Source organism: Paenibacillus motobuensis (assembly GCF_039521865.1).
Taxonomy (GTDB): Bacteria; Bacillota; Bacilli; order Paenibacillales; family Paenibacillaceae; genus Fontibacillus; species Fontibacillus motobuensis.
Window position 1 is genome coordinate 48,965 of record NZ_BAAACX010000015.1, and the last position, 24,074, is coordinate 73,038.

25 protein-coding genes are annotated in these 24,074 nt (G+C 46.5%); 17 read left to right on the forward strand and 8 right to left on the reverse strand.

The window, feature by feature from the left end:
• Nucleotides 1–220 precede the first annotated feature (220 nt).
• The 6 genes from ABD014_RS16200 to ABD014_RS16225 all read left to right on the forward strand — a co-directional run bounded on the left by ABD014_RS16200 (nucleotide 221) and on the right by ABD014_RS16225 (nucleotide 7,421).
• On the forward strand, nucleotides 221–1,777 hold the full coding sequence (locus tag ABD014_RS16200; RefSeq protein WP_343862887.1) for a peptidoglycan DD-metalloendopeptidase family protein: 1,557 nt from the start codon (nucleotides 221–223) through the stop codon (nucleotides 1,775–1,777).
• A 181-nt stretch (nucleotides 1,778–1,958) separates the two neighbouring features.
• Nucleotides 1,959–2,672 carry a response regulator YycF gene (yycF, locus tag ABD014_RS16205; RefSeq protein ID WP_343862888.1) on the forward strand — a complete coding sequence of 238 codons (714 nt, stop codon included), beginning with the start codon at nucleotides 1,959–1,961 and terminating at the stop codon, nucleotides 2,670–2,672.
• Complete coding sequence (gene walK, locus ABD014_RS16210; protein ID WP_343862889.1) at nucleotides 2,673–4,496, forward strand: cell wall metabolism sensor histidine kinase WalK; 1,824 nt, start codon at nucleotides 2,673–2,675, stop codon at nucleotides 4,494–4,496.
• Entirely contained in the window at nucleotides 4,493–5,806 is a 1,314-nt protein-coding gene (locus ABD014_RS16215; protein ID WP_343862890.1) for a YycH family regulatory protein, read from the forward strand. The genes walK and ABD014_RS16215 overlap by 4 nt, the downstream gene beginning before the upstream one ends.
• A gap of 51 nt (nucleotides 5,807–5,857) precedes the next feature.
• Nucleotides 5,858–6,607, forward strand: coding sequence for a two-component system regulatory protein YycI (yycI, locus tag ABD014_RS16220; protein ID WP_127004118.1), 750 nt, complete (start codon nucleotides 5,858–5,860; stop codon nucleotides 6,605–6,607).
• Nucleotides 6,608–6,614: 7 nt separating this feature from the next.
• Entirely contained in the window at nucleotides 6,615–7,421 is an 807-nt protein-coding gene (locus ABD014_RS16225) for an MBL fold metallo-hydrolase (RefSeq protein WP_343862891.1), read from the forward strand.
• Here the strand turns inward: ABD014_RS16225 and ABD014_RS16230 are convergent.
• On the reverse strand, nucleotides 7,390–7,599 hold the full coding sequence (locus ABD014_RS16230) for a hypothetical protein (RefSeq protein ID WP_343862892.1): 210 nt from the start codon (nucleotides 7,597–7,599) through the stop codon (nucleotides 7,390–7,392). The genes ABD014_RS16225 and ABD014_RS16230 overlap by 32 nt on opposite strands.
• A 473-nt stretch (nucleotides 7,600–8,072) precedes the next feature.
• Between ABD014_RS16230 and ABD014_RS16235 the strand changes: the two genes are divergently transcribed.
• The 8 genes from ABD014_RS16235 (at nucleotide 8,073) to ABD014_RS16270 (ending at nucleotide 14,730) form a co-directional block, all read left to right on the forward strand.
• Nucleotides 8,073–9,320 (forward strand): S1C family serine protease, encoded by a 1,248-nt coding sequence (locus tag ABD014_RS16235; RefSeq protein WP_343862893.1) that lies wholly within the window; start codon nucleotides 8,073–8,075, stop codon nucleotides 9,318–9,320.
• 138 nt (nucleotides 9,321–9,458) lie between these two features.
• Nucleotides 9,459–9,932, forward strand: coding sequence for an SRPBCC family protein (locus ABD014_RS16240; protein WP_343862895.1), 474 nt, complete (start codon nucleotides 9,459–9,461; stop codon nucleotides 9,930–9,932).
• Nucleotides 9,933–10,110: 178 nt separating this feature from the next.
• Complete coding sequence (locus ABD014_RS16245) at nucleotides 10,111–10,278, forward strand: CxxH/CxxC protein (RefSeq protein WP_251414212.1); 168 nt, start codon at nucleotides 10,111–10,113, stop codon at nucleotides 10,276–10,278.
• A gap of 239 nt (nucleotides 10,279–10,517) precedes the next feature.
• On the forward strand, nucleotides 10,518–10,667 hold the full coding sequence (locus ABD014_RS16250; RefSeq protein WP_343862897.1) for a hypothetical protein: 150 nt from the start codon (nucleotides 10,518–10,520) through the stop codon (nucleotides 10,665–10,667).
• A 20-nt stretch (nucleotides 10,668–10,687) separates the two neighbouring features.
• On the forward strand, nucleotides 10,688–11,461 hold the full coding sequence (locus ABD014_RS16255) for a MerR family transcriptional regulator (RefSeq protein ID WP_343862898.1): 774 nt from the start codon (nucleotides 10,688–10,690) through the stop codon (nucleotides 11,459–11,461).
• On the forward strand, nucleotides 11,458–12,114 hold the full coding sequence (locus ABD014_RS16260) for a GAP family protein (protein WP_343862899.1): 657 nt from the start codon (nucleotides 11,458–11,460) through the stop codon (nucleotides 12,112–12,114). The genes ABD014_RS16255 and ABD014_RS16260 overlap by 4 nt, the downstream gene beginning before the upstream one ends.
• Before the next feature lie 311 nt (nucleotides 12,115–12,425).
• On the forward strand, nucleotides 12,426–13,139 hold the full coding sequence (locus ABD014_RS16265; protein ID WP_343862900.1) for an ABC transporter ATP-binding protein: 714 nt from the start codon (nucleotides 12,426–12,428) through the stop codon (nucleotides 13,137–13,139).
• Nucleotides 13,132–14,730, forward strand: a complete 1,599-nt coding sequence (locus tag ABD014_RS16270) for an ABC transporter permease (protein ID WP_343862902.1) — start codon at nucleotides 13,132–13,134, stop codon at nucleotides 14,728–14,730. Before ABD014_RS16265 ends, ABD014_RS16270 begins: the two co-directional genes overlap by 8 nt.
• Here the strand turns inward: ABD014_RS16270 and ABD014_RS16275 are convergent.
• From ABD014_RS16275 to ABD014_RS16290, 4 genes are all read right to left on the reverse strand, one after another.
• Nucleotides 14,727–15,629, reverse strand: coding sequence for a sensor histidine kinase (locus ABD014_RS16275; protein WP_343862904.1), 903 nt, complete (start codon nucleotides 15,627–15,629; stop codon nucleotides 14,727–14,729). The two genes, ABD014_RS16270 and ABD014_RS16275, sit on opposite strands and share 4 nt — an antisense overlap.
• Nucleotides 15,630–15,650: 21 nt before the next feature.
• Complete coding sequence (locus ABD014_RS16280; RefSeq protein ID WP_343862905.1) at nucleotides 15,651–16,448, reverse strand: ABC transporter permease; 798 nt, start codon at nucleotides 16,446–16,448, stop codon at nucleotides 15,651–15,653.
• Nucleotides 16,441–17,364, reverse strand: a complete 924-nt coding sequence (locus ABD014_RS16285) for an ABC transporter ATP-binding protein (protein WP_343862906.1) — start codon at nucleotides 17,362–17,364, stop codon at nucleotides 16,441–16,443. Before ABD014_RS16285 ends, ABD014_RS16280 begins: the two co-directional genes overlap by 8 nt.
• A 109-nt stretch (nucleotides 17,365–17,473) precedes the next feature.
• Entirely contained in the window at nucleotides 17,474–18,184 is a 711-nt protein-coding gene (locus ABD014_RS16290) for a response regulator transcription factor (RefSeq protein ID WP_343862907.1), read from the reverse strand.
• Between the two features lie 101 nt (nucleotides 18,185–18,285).
• On the opposite strand from ABD014_RS16290, the gene ABD014_RS16295 reads away from it, so the two are divergent.
• A complete protein-coding gene (locus ABD014_RS16295) occupies nucleotides 18,286–19,422 on the forward strand; it encodes a nucleotidyltransferase domain-containing protein (RefSeq protein WP_343862908.1) in 1,137 nt (378 codons plus the stop codon).
• A gap of 40 nt (nucleotides 19,423–19,462) precedes the next feature.
• On the opposite strand, the gene ABD014_RS16300 is transcribed toward ABD014_RS16295, so the two are convergent.
• A complete protein-coding gene (locus ABD014_RS16300) occupies nucleotides 19,463–20,275 on the reverse strand; it encodes an endonuclease/exonuclease/phosphatase family protein (protein WP_343862909.1) in 813 nt (270 codons plus the stop codon).
• Nucleotides 20,276–20,278: 3 nt separating this feature from the next.
• Nucleotides 20,279–21,142, reverse strand: coding sequence for a metallophosphoesterase family protein (locus ABD014_RS16305; protein ID WP_343862910.1), 864 nt, complete (start codon nucleotides 21,140–21,142; stop codon nucleotides 20,279–20,281).
• 208 nt (nucleotides 21,143–21,350) lie between these two features.
• On the opposite strand from ABD014_RS16305, the gene ABD014_RS16310 reads away from it, so the two are divergent.
• Both ABD014_RS16310 and ABD014_RS16315 read left to right on the forward strand, forming a co-directional pair.
• On the forward strand, nucleotides 21,351–22,880 hold the full coding sequence (locus tag ABD014_RS16310; RefSeq protein WP_343862911.1) for a sigma-70 family RNA polymerase sigma factor: 1,530 nt from the start codon (nucleotides 21,351–21,353) through the stop codon (nucleotides 22,878–22,880).
• A gap of 77 nt (nucleotides 22,881–22,957) precedes the next feature.
• On the forward strand, nucleotides 22,958–23,239 hold the full coding sequence (locus ABD014_RS16315; protein ID WP_343862912.1) for a small, acid-soluble spore protein, alpha/beta type: 282 nt from the start codon (nucleotides 22,958–22,960) through the stop codon (nucleotides 23,237–23,239).
• 110 nt (nucleotides 23,240–23,349) lie between these two features.
• Here ABD014_RS16315 and ABD014_RS16320 read toward each other — a convergent pair whose 3' ends face one another.
• Nucleotides 23,350–23,976 carry a sterol desaturase family protein gene (locus ABD014_RS16320; protein ID WP_343862913.1) on the reverse strand — a complete coding sequence of 209 codons (627 nt, stop codon included), beginning with the start codon at nucleotides 23,974–23,976 and terminating at the stop codon, nucleotides 23,350–23,352.
• Nucleotides 23,977–24,074 lie beyond the last annotated feature (98 nt).

The following is a 24,074-nucleotide window of genomic DNA, read 5'->3' on the forward strand; positions in this document are numbered from 1 at the left end:
ATTGCAGGCAATATTCACATAAATGTAAATTATATACTAGGTCAACCAATTACATGAAATATAACGCAAACCCGCGCTACAAGCGGGTTTTTCTTATGTTTGCCTCTAGTTGAAATCCCTTACTAGGCTATGATAAAGTATTAACTAGTTGTAAAAGGTTAAGATTTTGAAACTATTTAAATTGTTGTCGTATATAGTCGATATGGAAAAGGAGATCAGTATGAGAGGTTTCAGGGGAAATCGGTGGCAGTTATGGCGCAGGAAATCTGAGAATGCGTCCATGAGCAGTCGCCCGGAAAACGATCAAGAGATGTCCGAGCACCACGAGGCCATTCCGGCTGCCACAGGCCGCCGTCGTAAAACCCGTGTGATTGCGGCTAGCGCGATTGCTACTATTGTACTTGCGGGTACTGTATATTTTGCGGGTCAACAATACGTTGAAGCGAATATGGTGCCTTATTACCGGGTGTATGTGAACGGGCAAGAGATTGGTATGATTTCAAGCGAAGAGCAATTACAGGCTCTGTATCAACAGAAGGAACAAGAATTAAATCAGAAATATCCCCAGGCAAAAATGGGATTATATACAGATGGCATCACTACGGTGATGGAGAAATCATATAAGGCGGAAGTCGATTCGGAACAGACGCTGGCGAAGCTGGGCGGTATGCTCAAGGGCTATGCACAGGGAGTCGAATTAAGAGTCGATGGCAAATTAATCGGGATTGTGAAGGATCAGGCTACGGCGGATGAGGTGCTGAGTACGCTGCAAGGCAAGTTCGCACCACAGGCGAAGACGGTGCAAGGCTTTGCTGCAAAAGTAAAGAAAACAGGCGGTATCCAGCAGACGGCAGCTGCAGTCGAAGACAAACATGGAACTACGATTGAATCGGTGAAGATTAAGGAAGATGTCGCCAAGGTTGCTACCAAGACGGATCCGAACAAGGTCATGGATGTAAATGAGACCGTTGAGCGAATTCTGCAGGGAGACGAATCGGCGATTACATATGAGGTTCGGGAAGGCGACACGATCTCCTCAATTGCCAAGAAATTCGCAATCACCCAGCATGAGTTGAAGGTGAACAATCCGGGTATCAAAGAGTTCACTCTGCAAATCGGTGAAGTTCTGAGCATTAAGGCGGTTCAGCCATCGCTTACAGTGCGTACGGTAGAACGGGTATCTGAGGAGATAACTACCGAGCCGCAGGTTGAGATTCGCAAGAGTGACAGCATGCGCTCTGGGGAATCGAAGGTGATTGCTGAGGGTTCCAGCGGTCTTAAGACGGTGGAGTACCGGATTACAAAAGAGAATGGTGAAGTGATTGCCGAGGAGTGGCTTGGTCAGACGGTAACGAAGCAGTCTTCGCCGAGAATTGTTCTGAAAGGTACGAAGGTTGTTCTTGGCGAGGGATCAGGCGATTTCGCCTGGCCGGTATCGGGAGCCCGCTTATCCAGCAGCTTCGGAAAGCGCTGGGGCAGAACGCATAAGGGCGTTGACCTTGTATCCAGCAATAAGACCATTATGGCTGCCGACGACGGTGTGATCACCTTTGCTGGTCAGAAATCAGGGTACGGCAATTGCATTATCGTCGATCACAAGAATGGATATGAGACATTGTATGGTCATTTGAGCAAGATCAGCGTCAAGAAGGGACAAGTTGTCGAGAAAGGTTCGAAGATTGGAGTCATGGGCAATACGGGTCGATCCACGGGGACCCATCTTCACTTTGAAATTCATAAGAACGGCAGCTTGCAGAATCCATTGAAATACTTATAATATCGCAATCATTACGAGTTATATAATAATTTTGACTAAGGACTTGGTCGAGGATGAGACCGGGTCCTTTTTTTATGTTCAAACGCAGGTAAGAAATAACTATAGGTTATGAAGAGGATTGCCTGGTATGGTAAGATAGTAAGAGATTGGTCAAGCCTGAAGGTATGGGGTGAATTAAGCGATGCAAGGGAAAATTCTCGTAGTTGATGACGAACAGCCGATTGCGGACATTCTTAAATTTAATCTGGAGAAAGAGGGATACGAGGTTATACTTGCTTTCGATGGTATTGCCGCGGTTGAGCTTGCGTTCTCGGAGCAACCCGATCTGATTCTGCTTGACCTGATGCTGCCTGGCAAGGACGGGATGGATGTCTGCAAGGAGGTCCGGTCCAAGCTGGAGACTCCGATTATTATGCTGACCGCCAAGGACGGAGAAATTGACAAAGTACTAGGCCTTGAGCTTGGCGCGGATGATTATGTGACCAAGCCCTTCAGTACGCGGGAACTGTTGGCCCGGGTGAAGGTGCAAATGCGCCGGCAGCAGAAGCCAGCTGCGTTGGAGGAGCCGGAGGAACGGCAAGGAATCAGCTTGTTCGAGCTGTTTATAGATACAAATATGTATACGGTATACAAGAATGGGGAGGCTCTTGATCTGACACATCGGGAGTTTGAACTGCTCTACTATTTGGTGAGGAATGCGGGTAAGGTGATGACCCGTGAGCACCTGCTGCAAGCAGTATGGGGATATGATTACTTCGGTGATGTACGAACCGTGGACGTAACGATCCGCCGACTGCGGGAGAAGATCGAGGATGATCCGAGCAAGCCGGAATATATACTGACACGGCGTGGTCTAGGATATATGATGCGTAGTTCCAAGGTGGGTGGTTTTTAGATGCGGTTGCCCGCTTTCTTCCGTACGCTCCAAGTGAAGCTGATCATTATCTATGTGCTGCTGATCTTGATTGCCATGCAATTGATCGGGGTTTATTTTGTGAGCGCGATGAAGACCTCATTAACCAGCAATTTCACGAAGGAATTGCAGGAGCGGGCGGAGCTTCTCTCCGTTCTGGCTGCACAGAATTTGGGCGTGGTCGGGGAGTCGGCGGATGAGTCGATGGAGAACTTGCGTGTATTGGTCAATAACCTGTTCACGATCAATGGAGCTGAGATTCAGGTATTGGATGCCAGCGGTAAAGTGTTGACGACCTCTAAGCCGTCGCATGCCGATTATGTTGGCACGAAGAACACGCAGACGGTAGTCAGCCGTGCCCTACAGGGTATCCGCGACAATGAGGAGTATATTATCGATGATGACAACATCCGTAAGAAGGTCGTGGCCAAGCCGGTAGTTAGCGACGGCAAGATTGTTGGGGCGATCTATATAGCTGCTTCTATGAGTGAGCTATATGCGACGATGGAACGGATTAACAATATTTTTATATCTGGAATACTGCTGGCACTGGGGCTGACAGCCGTACTCGGTGTCATTCTTGCTCATACGATCACTGCGCCGATCAAGGAACTGACACGGCAGGCGACAGCTGTGGCGGAGGGGCGGTTCCATCAGAAGATGCCGGAATTCGGCAACGATGAGATCGGCCAGCTCAGCAAAGCGTTCAATTATATGACGAGTAGGTTAAGTGACGCACTTGCACAGAACGAAGAGGAGAAGGAGAAGCTGGCTTCGATTCTGACTAACATGAGTGATGGCGTCATCGCTACGGATGAGAACAATAAGGTGATTCTCATGAACAGGCGTGCCAGCGAGATGCTTAATGTCGAGGAAGAGCTAGCAGGCAATATGGATATTATGGAGCTGCTTCAACTTACAGAGGAGGAGCAGGCGATTTACGCTCAGGGTACGATGCATTCTACTTTGTTGGAGAATGAGACTTCTGAGGGCGATGAGTTCATGATCCGTGTAACCTTCACGCCGATTCATCGCCGCGAGATTGGGATTGTCGGTACGATTGCTGTACTGCAGGACGTAACTGAGCAAGAGAAGCTGGAGGCATCGCGTCGTGAATTCGTAGCCAACGTGTCTCATGAACTGCGCACACCACTAACGACGATTAAAAGTTATACGGAGGCGCTGGAGGATGGCGCCATGCAGGACGCGGAGCTTGGGCCGAAGTTCGCCTCGGTTATCCAGAACCAGACGGAACGGATGATCCGGCTCGTTACGGACTTGCTGCATTTATCTCGACTCGATTCGAAGGAGGCTGAGCTGCGCAAGCGTCCAACGAATGTGATAGATATGCTGGAGGAGGTCGCTGACCGCTTCTCGTTCCAGATGCAAGAGAAGAGCATTAAACCGAGCTTGGGTGTAGACAACAGCGTAGGTACGGTCTGGATTGACCGTGATCAGATTGACCAGGTATTGGACAATCTGATCTCTAATGCGCTGAAGTATACGCCGGAGGGTGGGTCTCTCTCTCTTGAAGCCAGAGACATGCATGATGGAATGCTGGCCATTTCGGTCGAGGATAACGGGATGGGGATTCCGAAGAAGGATCAGGAGCGTATCTTTGAGCGCTTCTATCGGGTGGACAAGGCCCGTTCAAGAAATATGGGCGGTACAGGTCTCGGCCTATCCATTGCCCGGGAAATTGTCAAGGCGCATGGCGGAACGATCTGGCTGCAATCAGAGCTGGGTAAAGGAACGAAGGTTACCTTCACACTGCCACAGCAGGAGCAAGGGGGCAGGATGCCATGAGGGAGAAAATAAAATCGACGGCACTTGTTCTGCTTGTCATCTGTAGTCTGGTCCAGAGTTATTTCTTAATATATCGCTTGCCGGGCAGCGATCCGGTTGTAAAGACGGCGAATGATTATGTGAAGACCGAGAATATGGGAACGGAATTGGAAGCAGATGAACTACTCTACCCTTCGCAGATAACCGTTCATTTGGGAAAAAATCGCCATACAGTCTTTTACCCGGAATCAACGTTCTATAATCTGATCTACTCCCGGTTAAAGGGCCGGCAGTTCGACGGGTTCCAGCGTTATCCTGTACAGAACATCAATTGGTCGGAAATTCGCGGCGATCAGGTCGGGCTTGAGCTGGAGTTCGGCAAGGGGGTTCCGGTGGAGCTTCTGCAAAAGGTAATGCAGATCGCCAAAGATCCGCTATTCGAAGGAGAGAGCATAAGCCGGCTCTTGATCTATAGCACCGAGACGGAGGATCAGGTAAGAGTCTTCTTCTTTAGTTCACGCGGAGATGTGGTCTATGAAGCGACCAAGGCTGACCTAACGGTACAGGACGTGAAGCAGCAGGCTGATTTCGGCAAGGACTGGGTCTCTTACACAATGGAGAACGGATACTACATTCCGGAACAGCCGATTGAAATGGTCGAGACGACACTGCTCACCGGATTATTCTCTACAGAGCAAATGCAGAGCAGTCTGTTCTTTGATCCAAGTATTACCCGTTACATTCGTGAGAAGGATGGATCGGAGATTTATACAGATGGCAGGCGAAGCTTGCAGGTGCGTCAGGGCCGCAATTGGATTAATTATACGGACCCTGCGGCGGCAGCGGTTGCTGGTGAGAGCAGTCCGGGACGTAATGCGCTGTCTGCTGTCGATTTCGTCAATCAGCATGGAGGTTGGAACGGGAAATATCGGTTGGATCAGAACGAAGGGGCCAGCGCGGAATCGCAAACGGTTATCTTCCAGCAATACTACGGTTCCGGGCAGTATGGGGCGTTCCCGATTATTGATCAATCGACATTCCATTACGGCATTATATCGCTTGAGCTTCGCCATGGGACGATTACTGGTTATGAGCGCTCACTCATCTATTCGATCGGAGATGGCTCGGATAAGAAGGTTGTGCAGCTTGAAGGCGGAGAAAAATTGCGGAAGAGGCTTGAATTGTTAAGTCGGGAGTCCGTCATCAAGCGTCTGTATCCTGCCTATCTTCCTTCGCTTGGTGAGGAAGGGCTTAAGCTGACACCGATGTGGGTGGCCGAGCTGCAGAACGGGGCCACACGAATTTTGCCTAAGGGCGGGAATGGTCGTTAAATGACTTTTTGAACTACCTCTTCATGCAAGGATTGGAAAGGAGGCTGAGGGATGGATTGGAGCCGAGCGAAGAATGTGTTGATCTATGCCTTTTTGCTGCTGAATCTGGTACTAGGTTATCAGCTATGGAATGATCTGCAGGAGCAGGCGGATTCCAATCTGGACTTCACCTCTCTAGAGAGTAACATTCAGAAGATGATGGATGAGAAGGGAATCAAGATTCTGGCGAAAATTCCGGGAGACACGCCAGCGCTGCCGAAGATCTCTTATCGCTTTGTAGACGGGGATCAGAACGACCGGATGATCAATCTGGAGTCGCCTGTCGACAGCAAGCTCATCTTTACGAGTAAGGAATTGGTTAACGCCTTGAAGGGAAGTATCCCTGATATCGGTGACTATTGGTATGATGAAGCAGCCAGTCGGGCCGGAGAGTTCATACTGCATCCTTTGGTCGATGGCAAATGGCCGTTGTTCAAGATTAATCTTACCCTCTATTACAGTGAGCAGAAGATTATATCGTACAGGCAGCCGAAGATTGAGGTCAGCGATCCGGGAGACGAGAAGGAACAACGCGTATTATCCGCCTCCAAGGCTCTTGGTAATTTGATCGAGAACTTCCTGCCGGATGGAGCCGTTGTTACAGAGATTGAGCTTGGTTATTATGGCGAGGTGTTCAATTCGGATGCCCACCTTCCTGCATCGCCGGCTTGGCGGTTTATTCTGGAGAGCGGCAAGGAGTATTACGTGCAGGGAATCAGCGGGGACGTCATCAGTCCGAATACAGAGAAAGCGAAGGAGTAATGGGGAAATGGGTCTACGATTTTCAGTATTATCAAGCGGATCGACGGGGAATGCGACACTGGTCGCTAATGGGGAGACGACATTGATGATCGATGCCGGATTCAGCGCCAAGCGTATTGATGAGTTGTTACAAGAACGCGGAGTCTCTGGTGAAGAGATTCAGGGTATTTTGGTAACGCATGAGCATTCGGATCATATTAAAGGACTTGGAGCGGTTGCGAGAAAATATAATCTCCCCATCTATGCCAATGAGAAGACCTGGGAAGCGATGGAGAAGGCCGTCGGGAAGATCGCCGAAGAGAATCGTCGAATCCTAGGGACAGGTGAGACCCGGGATTTCGGTTCGCTGCGGGTAGAATCATTTGGCATCTCGCATGACGCCGCCGAGCCTGTAGCCTACTGCTTCTATGACGGCAAGCAGAAGCTGAGCGTGTGCACAGATCTAGGCTATGCCAGTGATAAAGTGAAGATGTCGATAGCTGATTCCGATGTCATCGTTCTGGAAGCGAATCATGATATCGAGATGCTGCGCATGGGACGCTACCCTTGGAATATCAAGCGGCGTATTCTCGGTGATATGGGCCATCTGTCCAATGAAGCGACCGGCGAATTAATGAGCGAGATTCTGAGCGGGCGGATCAAACGGATCTATCTTGCCCATCTAAGCCGTGAACATAATATGCCGGATCTAGCTAGAATGTCGGTAAGAGGAGCCATGGAGGACCGTGGCTGCTTCTATAAGGACAGCGAATTCAAGTTATGTGATACTTATTTTGATCGGCCTACGCCATGGGATACGGTGGCGGACTTATAAAGGAATTCAGCTCGGCCGCTTTTGTCTCGATTTCGGTTCGGGTTACAATCCCTTTCTCAACTAATAGTTCGATAATTGTGCTGAGCGTTACCAGTTGGTGGTAATGCTCTTCTTTTATATCGGCCAACTTGGCCAGCATATTCACTTCATGCAATGGGGAGAGGGAATTGGAATTCATCGTCGTTTGCTCCTTTAGAGATATTTTTTACCAAATTTGGTTGGCAGTAGTGGCCATCTACAGGCACAGGCATTTTGTAAGCGATTTCTAGTGAAATTTCCCTGAATGGAAAATACTATAGTCCCATCCGGTAACGTCTAGGATATGATAGAATGAAACTATAAAACTAAGCTTGTTCAAAAAGTCAACTGGACTTTTTGATTGCTCTATAAAACTATCGCTTAAAAATAGTGTAGTCCAGTTATGGGACAAACATTCCTGATTCAGCCAAAAAAGATGAGAAAAATGGGTCAGGAGAGCAACCTGCAGGTCGATTTTGACGTCAGATAATTTGGGGATTGTGTGGTCATATGGCTTTGCTGTACCAGCATACAGTTTGAAGGGGAACTTAGGACTCTGATGGGTTGACCGACCGAAGAACTGGATGAGAAATAGACATATACCCAGGGCAGAGTCATGGAGGGGGAGACTTGATGGGATTGTTCGATGATGATTTTTACTCCACAAAGATATCTAGGCGGCATTTGCGTAGATCACCAAAGCAGCAGCAAGGCTGGAGGGCGCCGAAACATAGGAAGAAGGGCTTATCCACCTGGCAAGTCTCATTGATCTCCTCTTTGCTAAGTGCAATATTTGTTGTGTTATTATTTGTGGTATTTACAGGGCTGAATTCCGCGAGGAATCCTGTGGATCTGATCAATACGGTCAGTGCTGATCCATTCAATCGGATTAGCGTCGCGGCCGATAAGGTTTCCCCGAGCGTTGTTAGTATTCTGAATCATAATGAGTTCTCCAGAAGCAATCCCGATGATGCAGCACTAGGGTCCGGGGTTATCTTCAAGCAGGACGACGGCAAGGCGTATATTATTACGAATAGTCATGTGATCAGCGGGGCGGATGATCTGGAGATTGTATCCAGCGACGGGGTGTCGCGAGAAGCAGAGATCGTCGGTCAGGATTCCATTAATGATATTGCTGTGCTGAGTATAGATGGTAAAGGGATTAGCACTGTAATTGAGCTTGGTGATTCTGATAATCTGCGGGCCGGTGAGACGGTGATTGCCGTCGGCAATCCGCTCGGACTTGGAGGGACATTGACGTCGGGGATCATTAGTTATACGAGCCGACTGATTCCTATATCGCTTAACCAGGATGGGGTCTACGATTGGGAGCAGAAAGTGATTCAGACGGATGCCGCGATTAATGAGGGCAACAGCGGCGGGGCGTTGGTAGATCTGAAGGGCCGTCTGATCGGGATTAATACGATGAAGATTTCCGATACGGGTGTGGAAGGGCTCGGCTTTGCGATTCCGGTAAATGATGTGATGAAGACGGTGGACGGCATTATGCAGTATGGCAAGGTTGTTCGTCCATATCTAGGAGTATATACGCTGGATCTCGATAACCCTTATGCGCCGATCGATGCTGAGCAGCGCAAGCAGTTGAAGCTGCCGCAGAATATTACATCTGGGGTGATCGTACTAGAAGCGCACGGTCCGGCTCAACTATCAGGATTACAGCTCAACGACGTCATTGTGCAGCTTGATAAGGAGCCTATCGCTTCGACACGGGAACTTCGCAAGTATTTGTACGACGAGAAGAAGGTTGGGGATACGCTCGAGATTACCTTCTATCGTGACGGCAAGCTGCAGACGTCGAACTGCAAGCTAACGGATAAACCTTCTGAGGCGGAGATCGAAGCCGGCCTTGGAGATAGATGATGTTTAAGGCGCGTGATGCTGTTCTATCAGCTCATGCGCCTTAGTCATTTACCGTTTGGCGGAGATAGACCAAGGAGATACTGTATGAATAACGTATTACTTTGAATATGGCTTAATCCAGTAAAGAGGGGGAACGGTATGTTAGCAGATATTAGGGTCGATGAAGGTGGTTATATCGCTTGCTTCACTCGTCATTTCCATCATTCTAGTGCAGAGGTCTGGTCTTATCTGACAGAGAATGAGAAGCTGAAGCAATGGTTCTCTGAGTTGCAGGTGGACAAGCTTTGTGAGGGCGGAGTGATCCGGTTTGATATGCGGGACGGGACTTTTATAGAGCTTGGAATTACGGAGCTCAAGCCAGGTTCTGTCTTGGAATATACTTGGGGAGCTGATCGAGTTCGCTTCGAATTGTATCCGGAATCGGAAGGCTGCCGCTTGCTTCTAGTTGAGAAGCTAAGCAAGATTACCGATCATACCCCTAAGGATCTGGCAGGCTGGCATGTATGTCTGGATATGATACAAGTATTGCTCGGTGAGAAGACCATAGAATCGCGGGAAGAGGAATGGAAAATAAGGTATCAGGAATATTGCCAACGGATTGGGACTCTCTAAGAGTAGCTGATTCTCATCAGGAGGATACCCATAGAAGAAGGGGACATATTTTCCACGGGAAAGTATGCGTAAATTGGTTCCTTTTTGCGCTGGAGTATGGTAGAACAGATACAGGATGTTTGTAATTCTAGAAGCGTATGCTTAGTAGCTGCGGCAACAGAGAGGATGCTTTACGTATATGTATGTAGTGTGCAAAGATCATGTAGAAGTAGCCATCGATAAGTTCATTAAAGAATTCGAGGAAGCGCCGGACGTTGTAGATCTGGAACATACGAAATTTATTGATTGGGAGCCGCCGGTCAAATGCGAGGAATGTGAGCACGAAGCACGGTTCTTGGTTGTGTGATAATTATAATATGAAGAACAACAAGCTCTTCCCTTCTGGGGAGGGCTTGTTTTATTATCGGAGCTGCCCATTCTTGAAGCAGCTGCAATAGGGTTTTCTTATAATCGTGATCGCTTCATGATAATAAACCCTTGAAAGTGACGTAACGTCATTTTGTATAATCGAGACAATGATGAAATAACAAGAGACTCACAGCCAAAGTTTAAAGGGAAATGAGTCTGATTAAAGGGGGATGAAGTATGAAGCAAGGTGATGCACTTATTTATGGATGTGTCATTATCGGCGGGGGGATCGGGTTTATTCTAGATAGAGCGTTGCCTGGAGTCATCATCGGACTGGGATTGGGTTATCTGCTGAAATACGCAGTAGTCAAGGATAAAGAGAACTAGACAGAGGAGGCGTTTCCCGCTTGATTCATATTAAAGACGTTGCCAAACAAACGGATATTTCGGTAAGAACCCTCCGGTACTATGATCAGATCGGATTGTTGAAGGCACCCGCCAAAACCGAAGGAGGACACCGCCTCTATTCGGAAGAGGAGCTGAAGAAGCTTCAATATATCCAATTCCTTAAAGGAATGGGCTACAGCCTGCAGGAGATTAAAGATATGTTGTCCGACACCAATTGGAACTGGCTGGCCAGTTTGAATAATCAGCTGGCTTGTATCCTTGAGGAGCAGCAAAGACTAAAGCGCATTGAGTCCTCTCTGCGGGAGCTGATCAACGGGATTGTCGTCGAAGGCGGGGATGAACAGTCGGCCGTACAAAAGTTGACTCAGTTATCTCATCAATACCAAAAAAGATCGTCTTCTATCAAGGAGGGTATGTTTAACAAGAAGGAGATGGAGCTTCTAAAGAAGGTTCCTAAAATGAATGGGGAGGACCCGGATTCGATGGAGTGGATCGCTCTGCTGGGACAGCTCAAACAGCATAAGAAGGCTGGCCCCGGTTCGCCGAAGGTCCAAAATATCATACGCCGCATGCTGGAAAAACAAGCTGAACAATTTAAAGACGAAACTGAATTTATCGATAAATTATGGGAGTTCAGAAAGTCCCCTCAGCAATCCGAGCTGCTCGGACTTTATCCGATCGAAACGGAAATTCTTGATTTTATGGAGCGTGCTTATGATATATATATCGCTTCAATACAGGGAGCCGCTAAGAGGCAAGGAGGAGAATCGTGAGTCTTGAACTACTGGGTATGATCGGTGGGTTAGCTTTATTAGATATGCTTAGCCCGGCAACTTTAGGAGTAACGGTCTATTTATTGCTTTCCGAAAAAGAGCGGATAGGTTCGCGTTTAATGATCTATTTAGGGACGGTTGCGGGATTTTATTTTTCGGCGGGCTTTGTTCTTATGCTTGGCCTGGATGCGCTGCTGTCGGCTTTTTCCTCGATACTTGAGAATCGGTTTATAAGCTGGACGATGATGGTTATTGGCGCAGCCTTGTTTACAGCCAGCTTCTTTTATCCGAAGGGTAAAAAACGGACGGATTTGCCGAGACCGAAATCTAAAAGCAAAGCATCTATGGTTGCTCTGGGATTTACGACATTTTTGATTGAAGTGGGAATGGCATTCCCCTATTTTGCTGCGGTTGGACTAATGACGACCAGAAATTTACCGGTTTATCAGTGGCTTCCCATTTTGGGTGGTTACAATTTCATGATGATCCTGCCGCCGTTGGTGCTGTTTGTTCTGCATGTATTGTTGGGGAGGTTCATGCAAAGACCGTTGGAACGGCTGCGAATCAAGCTTTCGAATACGGGGTCAGCCCTTTCGTGGATCATGTGTATCGTTGGACTGATTTTGATGCTAAACAGTGTGGATAATTTGTAAAGGATGGAGGTCTGCTCTATTCCATCTTCTTATGTCCGCTCAGACGAAGACCGCCAGCAGGAGGCCAGGTTCCTGGTTATATGATAATTATTATGGAGACGACAAGCTCTCCCCAAAAAGGCTCCCATCTGTTGTTGCAGTTGGGGGCCTTAATTCGTCCGTGGATATGGCACCGGAGGAGATAGCTGAATGGAAATGAACGTTCTGCATAGGCTAAGCGTATTATAGTTATTCTACTAGCAAAGCGGATAGGAAGAAGATAGAATGCTGCGCTAAGCTTGTATATTACGCCTATGGAGAGGTGAGGGAAGATGCTCACAATAAAACATTTTACTAAGAGCTATAAAGGCAGTAAGAAGGCCGTAGACGACTTGAATCTGGTGGTTGAAAAAGGTGACATTTACGGTTTTATCGGACATAACGGGGCAGGAAAGACGACGACGATCCGCTCAGTCGTTGGTGTCCTGGACTTTGAAGAAGGGGATATTGAAATTGACGGTATCTCGATCAAGAAGGACCCGGTTGCCTGCAAGAGGGTTACTGCCTATATTCCAGACAACCCGGACTTATATGATCATCTTACCGGCATACAGTATTTGAATTTTATCGGTGATCTTTATAGTGTATCGAAGACAGATCGTGAGCGGCTTATTCAGAAATATGGCGATGCTTTTCAGATTACAGCCAGTTTGGGGAATTTGATCTCCTCGTACTCTCATGGTATGAAGCAGAAGCTTGCGATTATCTCTGCTCTGATACATCAACCGAAGCTGCTGGTCCTGGACGAACCTTTTGTCGGACTTGACCCACAGGCGGCCCATACGTTAAAGGCGATCATGGCAGACCTGTGCAGGAATGGCAGTGCCATCTTCTTCTCCACCCATGTGCTAGATGTAGCTGAGAAGCTATGCAATAAAATTGCTATTATTAAGGCGGGTCAATTGATAACCCATGGCAAGACTGAGGATGTGAAGGGTGATAACAGCCTGGAAGATGTGTTCCTGGAGTTGATAGAAAATGATTAATATATGGCGATTAACAAAAATACAGCTGCTTTCCACATTTGGCTTGAATAAAGCATTGCATACACGGGATGTTAAGGAAAAGCGTAAATTTCTCCTTCTCGGCATCGGTATTCTGATTGGTGTGGTTATGATTGCAGGATATTCTTTTGTGTACAGCTACTTAATGGCGCAGACCTTTGAACAAATTGGGCGTATGGATCTGCTGCTGGCCATCATGATGGCAGCAACATCGATAATCGGGTTCTTTACAACGATTTATAAAGCTAGCGGGGTATTATATAGCTATAAAGACTATGATTTGGTCATGTCGCTACCTATCCGAACAAGCTACGTGGTAGCAAGCCGTGTTCTTCAGCTCTATGTGCTGAATTTATTTTTCACTTTGATACTGATGCTGCCGGCTGGTGCGGTATATGCAATAAAAGTGAATCCAGAAGTGGTATTTTATCTGTCATTTCTAATTACACTCTTGTTTATTCCGTTATTACCTATCATTGCGGCAGCCCTAATTGGTGCGCTGATCAGCTGGGTCTCCTCCCGGTTTAGGGCGAGTCGAGTGATCACCATTGTTCTAACCATGGCCGTAACGATTGGAATTATGGTTGGATCGTTCAGCCTCAAAGGAAACGAGCAGATGCTTACAGATATGAGTACGCAATTGGCAGATATGATCTTTAAGCTGTATCCTCTTGCAGCCATGTATGTAGATGCCGTTTGCTCCTATCAGATCGGCCCGTTGCTATTATTTATGGGCATTTCGTTGCTGGCGTTTATCTTGTTCTCTATTGTACTTGGCACGAGATATAAAGCGATACACACAGGCTTAACGACGTCCCATACAAGCAGTAAATATGTGATGAGATCACTGAAAGCTTCGTCTCCTTTTCGTGCCTTGTATGTCAAGGAGCTGCGTCGATATTTTAGTTCTTCCTTATATGTAATGAATACGAGTATTATGATGATTCTTCTGCTCGTGGCGTCGATTGCCCTCTTGTTTGTTAGCTCGGAGAATCTTGGGCAGTTGATTGAAATTCCACAATTGTCTAACTACTTGGGTAGTATGGCTCCAATGGTCGTTTCTTTGATTGTTGCATGCAGCTGCACAACGTCAAGTTCTATTTCTTTGGAAGGCAACCATTTATGGATACTCAAAAGCTCGCCCGTATCAAAAAAAGACATCCTGCTTAGCAAAGTAGCCGTTAATCTTACCATCACCATACCGATTTCAGTGATTATCTGTTTGCTGCTAATGATATCATTAGGTACAGGATGGATTGAAAGCTTGCTGTTGCTTGTGATCCCAATCATCTATGCGTGCTATTCAGCGATGCTGGGGGTTATCGTTAATTTGAAGTTTCCTAAACTGGATTGGACCAGCGAAATTACTGCGATTAAGCAGAGTGCATCGGTACTCGTCTCTATGTTATTGGGCTTTATCAGCGTAGTGATTCCAGTTGCTATATTGCTGCTCCTATCCCATGTGAACGAAATTCTCATCTTGTCGGTCATTGGAGTCGTGATGTTGGCGGTATGTGGTGGAATGTATAAGTACATTGCGACCCAAGGGGAGAGGTTGTTTCAGGCGCTTTAATGGTCATCTCGGTACAATGGCAAATGAACTCGTATCTCCAGGCAGCCATCCTGCAGCGATGCATCTGTGCTGCCTCCCATTTGTGCTGCCAGCAATTTAACGATGGACAAGCCGAGTCCTGTGCTGCTGCCTCTTGCTTGATCTCCGGTATAAAAGCGATCAAACAGCCGCTTCACATCGATGCTTGTGGCTGGATTAACACGATTCTGAAATGACAGGACGACCTGTTCGGCCGTAGTAGACAAGCTGACATGCAGAGTTCCGGTTGAATGTTGAATCGCGTTACGAATCAGATTCTGAATAATCCTTGTGATCATCTCCTGATCGCCAAGAATATAGGTAGGCGGGGCTTCCTCGAACTCAACGGCCAGCTTGTTGTCTTCAAGCGCCGGGACTGACGCGGCGAGGCACTCTGTTATCAGATTGGTCAAGTTGATTCGTTTTCGCTCAAGCTTTGGCTCGGCATGAACCAGACAAGAATATTCAAAGAAACGTTCAATCAGATATCCCAGCTCATTGGCATGCTTCTGCGCAATTTGCAGCTTCTTCTGCTGGTCACTAGTTAATTCACTCTGAGTCAGCATCTGGTGATAGCCTTTAATAGCTGTAAGCGGGGTGCGCAGGTCATGGGATATGTTGGTGATCATCTCCTTGAAGCTTCGCTCCTCGTGAATGCCTTTAAGACGGAGGGTTTCCTCCGCCTTCAGGCATTTATTGATTTGAATCGCTAGAGTATTCAGTTCCTTGCTTACGAGCTCTAGACTAATCGGCTGCCGCGTCTGTTCGTTCAGGCGTTTGCCTAGCTGTCGGTTGATGCTGCGCAATTGCTGCAGGATAAATACGATATATAGAATAAGTCCGATGACTAAGATGGTTAGAAATCCTACTGCAATGGCCACTACGTTTCACCAACCTCTCCGTTATTTAATCTCCGACCTTCTGAATGTGCTGTATGTGACAGCGAGCATGATGATGATAAAGATCAAGCTGACTGCGAGGGCTTTGACAATCTCTCCCGTGCCCGAAGTTAGTGTTAGAAAGGTATAGTTCCCTCCATAGGGTGTGCAGGAGAAAATACGGTCAAACAGCATAGAGCTGTCACTCAGCTTGGTAAGCTGCGCAGTCAGGATGGAAAATCCGTAATAAATGGCGACGACCAGAACAGGCTTTTTAAGTGTAAAAGCAAGTGGGATACAGATACTTACCTGAGCAATATAGACAAGGGTCAAGGTCAAGATGATCGCGGCTAGCTTCCATATTTCCGCTGCAGTGAGTGCCTTCCCGGCTTCTGTAGTCATCAAATTCAGGAAACCCACGGCTACGGAGCCCATGCTGAATTTGGAGCCTGTTCCAAGCACAACCCCTGTTGTGACGATATAAGGGATCAGAATACACAGGATAGAGAAACAGAAGACGATAGTCTTGCCTATGATGATCGAGGACCTGCTGGAGCCGCTAGCTACAGCATCATGAAAGGTTCTTGAGTCAAAATCGCCGCAGATTAATACCGCCGCCATGACGGCGCCAAGAATACTGATTACGTTGATATCCGAGAACATGAATCCAAGTCCGGTCAGGTTTGCATCGATGTTACCTTGCGGGATCAGATAGGCCATGATTGCCACAATGATGCTACTGATCGCTGTGATGGAAAATAAAACTTTAATGGGTGCGGATTTGCGTAATTTATAAATATCAGCCTGGATCAAATTAAGCATATTGTTCACCACCTATCACAGAGATAAAGTAGTTCTCCAGTGTATCGCCTTCGTTGGAGAGATTGGTAATAACAACTCCGTTTTCAAACAGGACACGAGATACCTTCTCCTTATCATCGAGATAATCATACAACTTCACGCTTTGATCAGGCATAACCCTGTAATTCGTCGTATGCAGCTGCGTTTCCAGAATGCTTACCAGCCTTTCCGGTTCATTGCTACGGATTAGAAAGTGATGCTTGCAGCGCTCATCCAGCTGCTCTAGCGTAAGGACCTGCTTCAATTCGCCTTGATGGACGATGATATAATCCGTTGCCGTCTGATATAGCTCCGGCAGATTATGACTTGAGATCAAGATGGTCATATGCCGTTCTTCGCATAACTTTTTAAGCAAATTTCGGATCTCTATGACCCCTACAGGATCAAGACCATTAATTGGCTCGTCTAGAATTAGAAGTTCGGGACTGCTAAGCAGAGCGATCGCAATTCCCAGGCGCTGCTTCATGCCCAGCGAGAAGTTCTTAGTCTTCTTCCTCCCGGTATTAGCAAGGCCGACCAACTGCAGTAATTCGTCCTCTATTTCCTTGTTCGGGATTCCTCGTATGATGCGGTGAAGCCTGATGTTCTCCTTGGCTGTCATGCTTAATGTCAAGCTAGGATATTCAATCATGCTGCCGATCCGTTTGCGTTCGATTTGCAGGTTCTTCTCACCTTGATGGCCGAATAGCTCAATACTTCCGCTTGAAGGAAAACTAAGTCCGGTGATGAGCCGCATTAGCGTCGTTTTACCCGCTCCGTTTTGCCCGATTAGACCATATATTCTGCCAGGGGCCAGATTAAGTGATATATGCTTCAATACATTGGCTTCGCGGTAGCTCTTCGTCAGGTTCGTGGTTTTCAGTACATATTCAGTCATAATTGATCACCTGTCCTTTCTATACGCAAGAGTATAAGGCGCAAAGGTTTAGAAAAGGTCAAGAGCTATACGGAAAAGTGTCAGGAAAGGGATAATTTGAACAACCTTTTTATTCCTGATAAAGGCGATAGCCAAGCCCCCATACCGTTTCAATATATTGCTCGTCAGGGCTAACCTTCTTGAGCTTGCTGCGAAGGTTGCTGATGTGAGTCTTGACGGCGTTATCATCGCCGAGATATTCCTCCTGCCAGATGGATTCGTACAGATTGGCCTTCGTGAACACCTTGCCTGTATGCCCCATTAGCAGCTCCAGAATCATATATTCTGTTGCGGTCAGTTCAATTTCGGTACCGCTCACGCAAACCCGCTTCGTATGTTCATCGAGTATGACATCTTTGTATGTAATGACAGGGTTCACCTGTATTTGCTTATGGGAGCGCCGCAAGTTGGACTCGACCCGAGCAACCACTTCTCCTAAATCAAAGGGCTTGGTAATATAGTCGTCCGCACCTAACCGCAGCAAATCTATTTTTACACCAACCATATCCTTGGCGGAAATAATTATGACCGGAGCATCCGAGAAGGTACGCATCTCTTTCAGTATTTCGTCCCCGCTTTTGTAAGGAAGCATAATATCCAGCAAAATCAAGTCATAGGAGTTGGTCTGAATTTCTTTGATTCCATCCAGGCCGGTATATGCAGATTTAACGCGATAGCCTGCAACGGTCAACGCTTCGGCCAGCAAGTGATTCACATCTTCTTGATCTTCGATCACCAGAATCATATTCACGATAGACACCTGATTCCTTTCTGAGTTCATTTGTCTTGGCTCTATTCTAGTAGATTATAACTGAACTTTACCTATTAGGTCTCTGAGAACCTTGATATCATAACTCGTAAGGATACATGGGAGGGATATGAATGTTGAATGTGTTTGATGTTGCTCAGGCTCTTATAGAATATGTTGAAAAAGAGTATTCCGACGAGATCGCAATTATCGCTTATTATGGGTCATATGCTCAAGGAACGGCTACAAAACGTTCTGATCTGGACTTTTTCTTTATCCCGGCTAGTTCACAGGGTTACCAGGCGAGTATCCAGTTCATCATTGACGGCATAGGGTTTGATTTCTGGCCTATAAGCTGGGAGAGAGCAGAGAGAATGGCTTCCTTCCAGGAGGATAAAACGACGATTATCGCGGATAGCAAGCTTTTATATGTTCGTTCAGAAGAGGACCGTGACAGATTTATGAGGCTGCGCGAGACAACCTCCACCATGCAAGGGTCGGAAAAGGCACAGGAAATGGTTGAGAAAGCGGAATCGGAGCTGCGGAAGGTTTATCTGCATTTGTATAAGATGAGCCGGGCCGTCGATTCCGAAGATATCACCTTCTATAGAACTGAAGCCCACGAGGTTTTAACGAAGGTATTGCAAAGTCTTGCACTATTAAATAGAACTTATTATACAAGGGGTTTCGGCAAGAATAAGGAGCAAATTCTATCCTTGCCATTGAAGCCGACTCGCTTGAGGCTGTATATGGAGACAATTATGTATAGCAACCTGAATGCTGATATACTACAGGCTTGCGAGGAACTTACGGCAGATACACTTGAATTGGTATTGGTACAAAAAGAAAAGTATTACGGTTCTCCTTCGTATCCTGACCGATTGAAAGGTTTTTACGAAGAGCTAAAGGGAGTTATGGATAAAATCATTACGGCCTGTGAAATGAATGATTATGATACTGCGTTTTTCTCTGCTATTTCTGTACAGGACTTGACCGCAGCCTTTTTGTTCTTTGCTGAAACGGGCCATTGGCCTTCTGACTTGATCATCGGTTCATCGTATATGGAGACATACAGAAAATTGGGGTTCCCTGAATTGATTGTGACTCTGGACTCGCAGGATTTATCGAAATTACAGGCTGCTGTAGAATCCTTGGTCGTCTCATTAGATAGGTATCTTCGGGCAAAGGGAGTCGAAGTCAATTGTTTCGAGAACATTGAAGAATTCAAAATTAACCTATGTAGACGGCCGAAATTTCATTTCAAAAATTAACAAAACACCAATGGAAACAGTAGGCAGGCTTTGTATACAACTATGAATCTTTAGTACCGTCTATATAGTTATTTTGCCAACAGCACTCAAGCGGATAATGATCAGATAGCATGTCAGTATATTCATCGCAAATGATCCGAGCCACAGGATGACGTTCGTTCAGAATGGCATTAACGAGAGCATAGTCCAAACGCAACTCTGCGGCGTGCATTTTGTCTTTATTGATTAGTGTTGGTACGGATGATTGAAATGGCAGATCTCGATGAATCGCTGCGTCAATTAGCCCTGCATCAAGAAGAATTTGGATAGGGCGATAATTAATTTCCTCGTTATCGAGAAACTTTCGATTCAAAAATTCGTCTTGAACAAGTTGACGAACGAGCTGGTTGGATTCATATATGGCATTGTCGGCAGGCGACAAGGTGTTTAGATCGCCTATCAGGGCCAGCGGCTCGTTCGCAAGTTCAACTTTTTTCAGCCGTTTAATGATTAGTTTTGCCTCGAATTGTCGCTCCTTGGCACTGGCAGAGGAAAGATGGGCGATAAGCAAATGTACCCCATGAATACGGACATGGAGCAATCCATGATACCACCCTGTTTCAGATTGCTCAATCACTTCTATTGGGAATTTGGAAACAACTCCGATAAAATATCGACTCTTCTTCATTTGGAATAGCCAACTGTATGAGAAGCCCCAATCCTCCGCCTGCTTTTGCAATTCATCGTCTGACCAACCGTTTAGTTCGTTGAAGCAGATAATGTCATACGTTTGAGCCGATATCCAGGCGCTTAGACGAGCGAAACGTCCTGCATCCTGACAACCATCCAATATATTATACTGTAGCAATTTCATGAGTTATCCCTCCAAGTTCCAGATCATGGTGCGATCTTGTTCTCGACCATAAACATAAGCACGGTTGGAATTATACTTCGGAGAGAAGCTTGAAGAAGTATCGACGGTTTTAGATGTAATATTAATTTGCTTATCGGTAATTTCAATTAATTTATAGGCAAACGGCGTTTCGATGAATGCACTGTTGCTAACAAAGAATCCCTCTGATGTCCGTTTCAACGTATTAACATGATTGTGTCCGGATAGAACCCCTTTGATATGTGGGTATTCGTGCATTAGGTTCAGCACGGTTTCCCTGAACTCGGCCGGTACGTCATGAATCACATGATCCATGCCTGTTTGCTCGCTTGATATTCCGAAGATAGGATTATGAATAGCAAGCAGATGGACGTATTCAGTATGTTGATCCAGTTCTATCTTTAATTTTTTCAACTGGTATTTCGTAAAGTATGGATTTTGCGCCTGTTCCCAGTAATAGGTGCTCCCGATCTCCCACTGATTAGGAATCACGTGAATGACACAATTTTCATGTCTTATTGTATATTGCGGACTGAAGCCATTGAAAAATTGCGGTGCATGCTGAAGCCAGATTTCCTCGGCGTCGATCCGGTCGACATCATGATTGCCTAGCGATAAATAGACCGGAACATCCATTTGGAACAACCGTCCGGATTCTTGTACCGTTTCGAGCTCACACCGATCAATCATATCTCCCCCATGCAAAACGAAATCGATCTCTCCTTCAACAGCTAGCGCCTTAATTTCTGCAATCAATTCCTCCATTTTCTCTGGATAAGCAGGTTGTTGGTGGAAACCGATTGGATTAGCGCCTATGTGGGTATCGGAAAGGAATGCAAATTTAGTCATTATTGAACCATCCCTTCTTTTTATCTAGTATAACAAATGGACAGAAATAAAAGGATGTATTTTTTATTTAATATAATAAACGTGGATATATTCTCCAGAAATATGATTATACAAAATGGGGGAATGTGATTACATTGAGATGTAACCTTTTTCAGCGTGACTGGCACTTGAATAGGAGAAGTCGGGTCTAAGGGAGGCATCATTAGAGGTGCATGAATGGATAGAAGCCGCGAAGCGCGGTGAAAAGGCAGCGCAGGAGTATATCGTTCAGCAGTTTAGAGGAATGGCAATGACCGTGGCTTATGAGATATTACGCGATGTGCATATAGCAGAAGATGCGGTTCAGGAGGCGTTTGCAGAAACGTTTATGAACTTGCCTAAGCTTCGGAATCAAGAGGCCTTTCCCGGCTGGTTCAAGGTGATTGTAGAGCGCCAATGCTATCGAGTGTTGCGTCGTAAACAGCATCCCATCGTACCGATTCAGGAAGTGGAGCAGTTTGCCGTCGATCAGCATCTCAGTGTAGCAGATTTGGTGGAGCGAAGGGAGATGCAGAAGGTGCTGCATGCTACCGTTGCTGAACTATCGCCCAATATGCGAATTGCTGTGCAGTTATATTACTTCCAGGGTTATTCCATTCAAGAAATCTCTGACTACTTGAGTGTATCTGTATCTGCTCTGAAAAAACGACTGTTCGACGCGCGGCGCATGCTGAAAAATTCGCTTCATGTTGCTGATTTCATCTCCGTATTTCTCGATCTCTATGAAGGAGGCACTAAAATGCTGCATATTGTGAACGGGGATTCTGTTGCTGATAAGCTGAAGGAAAGCGGAGTTCAAGGAGAGATTCTGGTATGGAGAGAGGTATATCCGCATGGCCCTGTGTTCCGGGAGCTGGAAGGGGACAACCTTAAGCTGCGCGCCCAATATTTGCAGGAAACACTAGGGATTCCGCAGGAGGAGTATATTCAGGGGTGTAGGGAGCAGGAACAGGTTCTCCAGAACTTCACTGACTATCCCGAGATCGTCCTATGGTTCGAGCATGACTTGTTCGATCAAACGATGCTGTGTTATCTGTTGCATTGGTTCTCCCATCAATCCTTGGGAAATACCAAGTTGAATCTGTTGTGTGTCGGCGCCTATCCGGGCATCGAGTTGTTCCGGGGATTAGGGCAGCTCTCTGCGAAGCAGCTTCAGACCTTTTCAGGAACTTGGCAGCCTGTTGGGCCAGACCAGCTTCAATTAGGGAGAAAAGTATGGGAGGTATATACATCAGAAGAATGGAGCAAGCATGTCCAGATTGTCGAAGAGAACACGGAGGCATTGCCTTTTGTACAGGCTGCATTTCAGGCTCATTTAGATAGGTTACCTTCTAGAGATAATGGCATCGGGATCATTGAACAGGCTACGTTAGAAGCGGTGTCAGCGGGAGTTGTTCATCCATACGAGTTGTTTCGTCATGTAGGAGATCGGCTGCATGTGCTTGGCATGGGCGACTTGGAGTATTGGTACCGATTGCGGAAGATGACGGAGAAGCCTTATCCGCTGCTGGATATTCAGGGATTGGATGTTTTTCCTGATTATAAGCTTGTCGAGTCCTCTTTTAAGGATTGCGTTATTCGCTTAACTGATTTGGGGCAGCAAGTACTATCGGGCGCCGTGAATTGGGTGAAGCTCAAGGGGGCAGATGAGTGGTATGGTGGATACCATTACTTCGAACCAGGAGTATCAAGTGAATAGTGGGTAATTATAAGGGATATCTTCGCCTGATTCAGGGCATATTAGGCCAAAATAGATGTGGAGAGTGATTCAAGGATATGTCTAGAAGACGCAGAAGGTATGCCGTTCCCGGGGTTGAGCAGGAGATGCAGTCATTTAAAGCCGAAGTGATGAGAAAAGAGGGCTATGACGTAGACCCCAATCGGCCGGATGATGTAAAGTATGAGGTGGCTGACGATCTAGGTATTCCCTTGTCGGAGGGAGATAATAGCGATTTGACGACCGAATCGGTTGGCAAGATCGGCGGAAAGATCGGCGGCTCCATGGTACGCGAGATGATCCGCATGGCCCAGGAGAAACTGGCGAGTTATAAGAAATAGTATAAGGTAAAATGATAAAAAAGCAGCCCGCAAACTTTGGTGTTTGGCGGGCTGAGCTCGTTCAGTGGTAGTCGTTTGTTAAGTATGGGGAGTAGGGGAATGGTTACAGATCACGCATTTTTGTTACCGCGCTGCTCGAGATTTCGTGCCGTTTGGCTCAGTTCTACGTTCTTCTGATCTTCAAAGGTTCCGAGTGCAAAGTCAAAGATTGGGTTCGTGACACCGTACCAGTAATTTTCGTTCTTGAAATGATGCCATAAGTGGACCTTCTTCATCCAACGACCCCATGGGGAGAGAGGGGTGACTGGACGATGGGCGATAAAATGCTTCCACTCGTAGAATAGTAAGAACAGGATCACCCCATCGATAAAGGCCATCGTAATAACAAGGCTCGATGAGATGAGGTAGGCAGCTGCTCCGGCGATGGCCATGTTCGGGAGAGAGTACCATAAGGGAAGGAACAATAAGTGCAGATCGTTCGGACTAGCGTGGTGGTCGTAGTGTAAGCGCTTAAGTAATTTTAGAAAAAAGGGATTCTTAGGCGTCTTTATATGAAACAGAAAGCGATGGATGAAATACTCCGCAGCTGAATAAGCAGCCATGCCAATAACTAGAGCAATCCATGGGCCTACGGACGTCAAGTTCGGAATCAAAAATCCGAAGCTGATCAAGAAGATGAGACACATGATTGCGATGTCAGGAAAGAGGAAAAACTCCTTTACATATTTGGGTTTCATTCAAACACCTCCAGATTACATAAATGGGTCAGTGTACAACCATTTGTCGCTGTAAGAAATGAGCGAAGCGTCTGGTCCTTGAAACGAGGTCTTACTTA

Bases quoted from the DNA above. Each gene is read 5' to 3' on its own strand.
- ABD014_RS16200 (WP_343862887.1), top strand. From the start codon at position 221: ATGAGAGGTTTCAGGGGAAATCGGTGGCAGTTATGGCGCAGGAAATCT.
- yycF (WP_343862888.1), top strand. From the start codon at position 1,959: ATGCAAGGGAAAATTCTCGTAGTTGATGACGAACAGCCGATTGCGGAC.
- walK (WP_343862889.1), top strand. From the start codon at position 2,673: ATGCGGTTGCCCGCTTTCTTCCGTACGCTCCAAGTGAAGCTGATCATT.
- ABD014_RS16215 (WP_343862890.1), top strand. From the start codon at position 4,493: ATGAGGGAGAAAATAAAATCGACGGCACTTGTTCTGCTTGTCATCTGT.
- yycI (WP_127004118.1), top strand. From the start codon at position 5,858: ATGGATTGGAGCCGAGCGAAGAATGTGTTGATCTATGCCTTTTTGCTG.
- ABD014_RS16225 (WP_343862891.1), top strand. From the start codon at position 6,615: ATGGGTCTACGATTTTCAGTATTATCAAGCGGATCGACGGGGAATGCG.
- ABD014_RS16230 (WP_343862892.1), bottom strand. From the start codon at position 7,599: ATGAATTCCAATTCCCTCTCCCCATTGCATGAAGTGAATATGCTGGCC.
- ABD014_RS16235 (WP_343862893.1), top strand. From the start codon at position 8,073: ATGGGATTGTTCGATGATGATTTTTACTCCACAAAGATATCTAGGCGG.
- ABD014_RS16240 (WP_343862895.1), top strand. From the start codon at position 9,459: ATGTTAGCAGATATTAGGGTCGATGAAGGTGGTTATATCGCTTGCTTC.
- ABD014_RS16245 (WP_251414212.1), top strand. From the start codon at position 10,111: ATGTATGTAGTGTGCAAAGATCATGTAGAAGTAGCCATCGATAAGTTC.
- ABD014_RS16250 (WP_343862897.1), top strand. From the start codon at position 10,518: ATGAAGCAAGGTGATGCACTTATTTATGGATGTGTCATTATCGGCGGG.
- ABD014_RS16265 (WP_343862900.1), top strand. From the start codon at position 12,426: ATGCTCACAATAAAACATTTTACTAAGAGCTATAAAGGCAGTAAGAAG.
- ABD014_RS16270 (WP_343862902.1), top strand. From the start codon at position 13,132: ATGATTAATATATGGCGATTAACAAAAATACAGCTGCTTTCCACATTT.
- ABD014_RS16280 (WP_343862905.1), bottom strand. From the start codon at position 16,448: ATGCTTAATTTGATCCAGGCTGATATTTATAAATTACGCAAATCCGCA.
- ABD014_RS16285 (WP_343862906.1), bottom strand. From the start codon at position 17,364: ATGACTGAATATGTACTGAAAACCACGAACCTGACGAAGAGCTACCGC.
- ABD014_RS16290 (WP_343862907.1), bottom strand. From the start codon at position 18,184: ATGAACTCAGAAAGGAATCAGGTGTCTATCGTGAATATGATTCTGGTG.
- ABD014_RS16295 (WP_343862908.1), top strand. From the start codon at position 18,286: ATGTTGAATGTGTTTGATGTTGCTCAGGCTCTTATAGAATATGTTGAA.
- ABD014_RS16300 (WP_343862909.1), bottom strand. From the start codon at position 20,275: ATGAAATTGCTACAGTATAATATATTGGATGGTTGTCAGGATGCAGGA.
- ABD014_RS16305 (WP_343862910.1), bottom strand. From the start codon at position 21,142: ATGACTAAATTTGCATTCCTTTCCGATACCCACATAGGCGCTAATCCA.
- ABD014_RS16315 (WP_343862912.1), top strand. From the start codon at position 22,958: ATGTCTAGAAGACGCAGAAGGTATGCCGTTCCCGGGGTTGAGCAGGAG.
- ABD014_RS16320 (WP_343862913.1), bottom strand. From the start codon at position 23,976: ATGAAACCCAAATATGTAAAGGAGTTTTTCCTCTTTCCTGACATCGCA.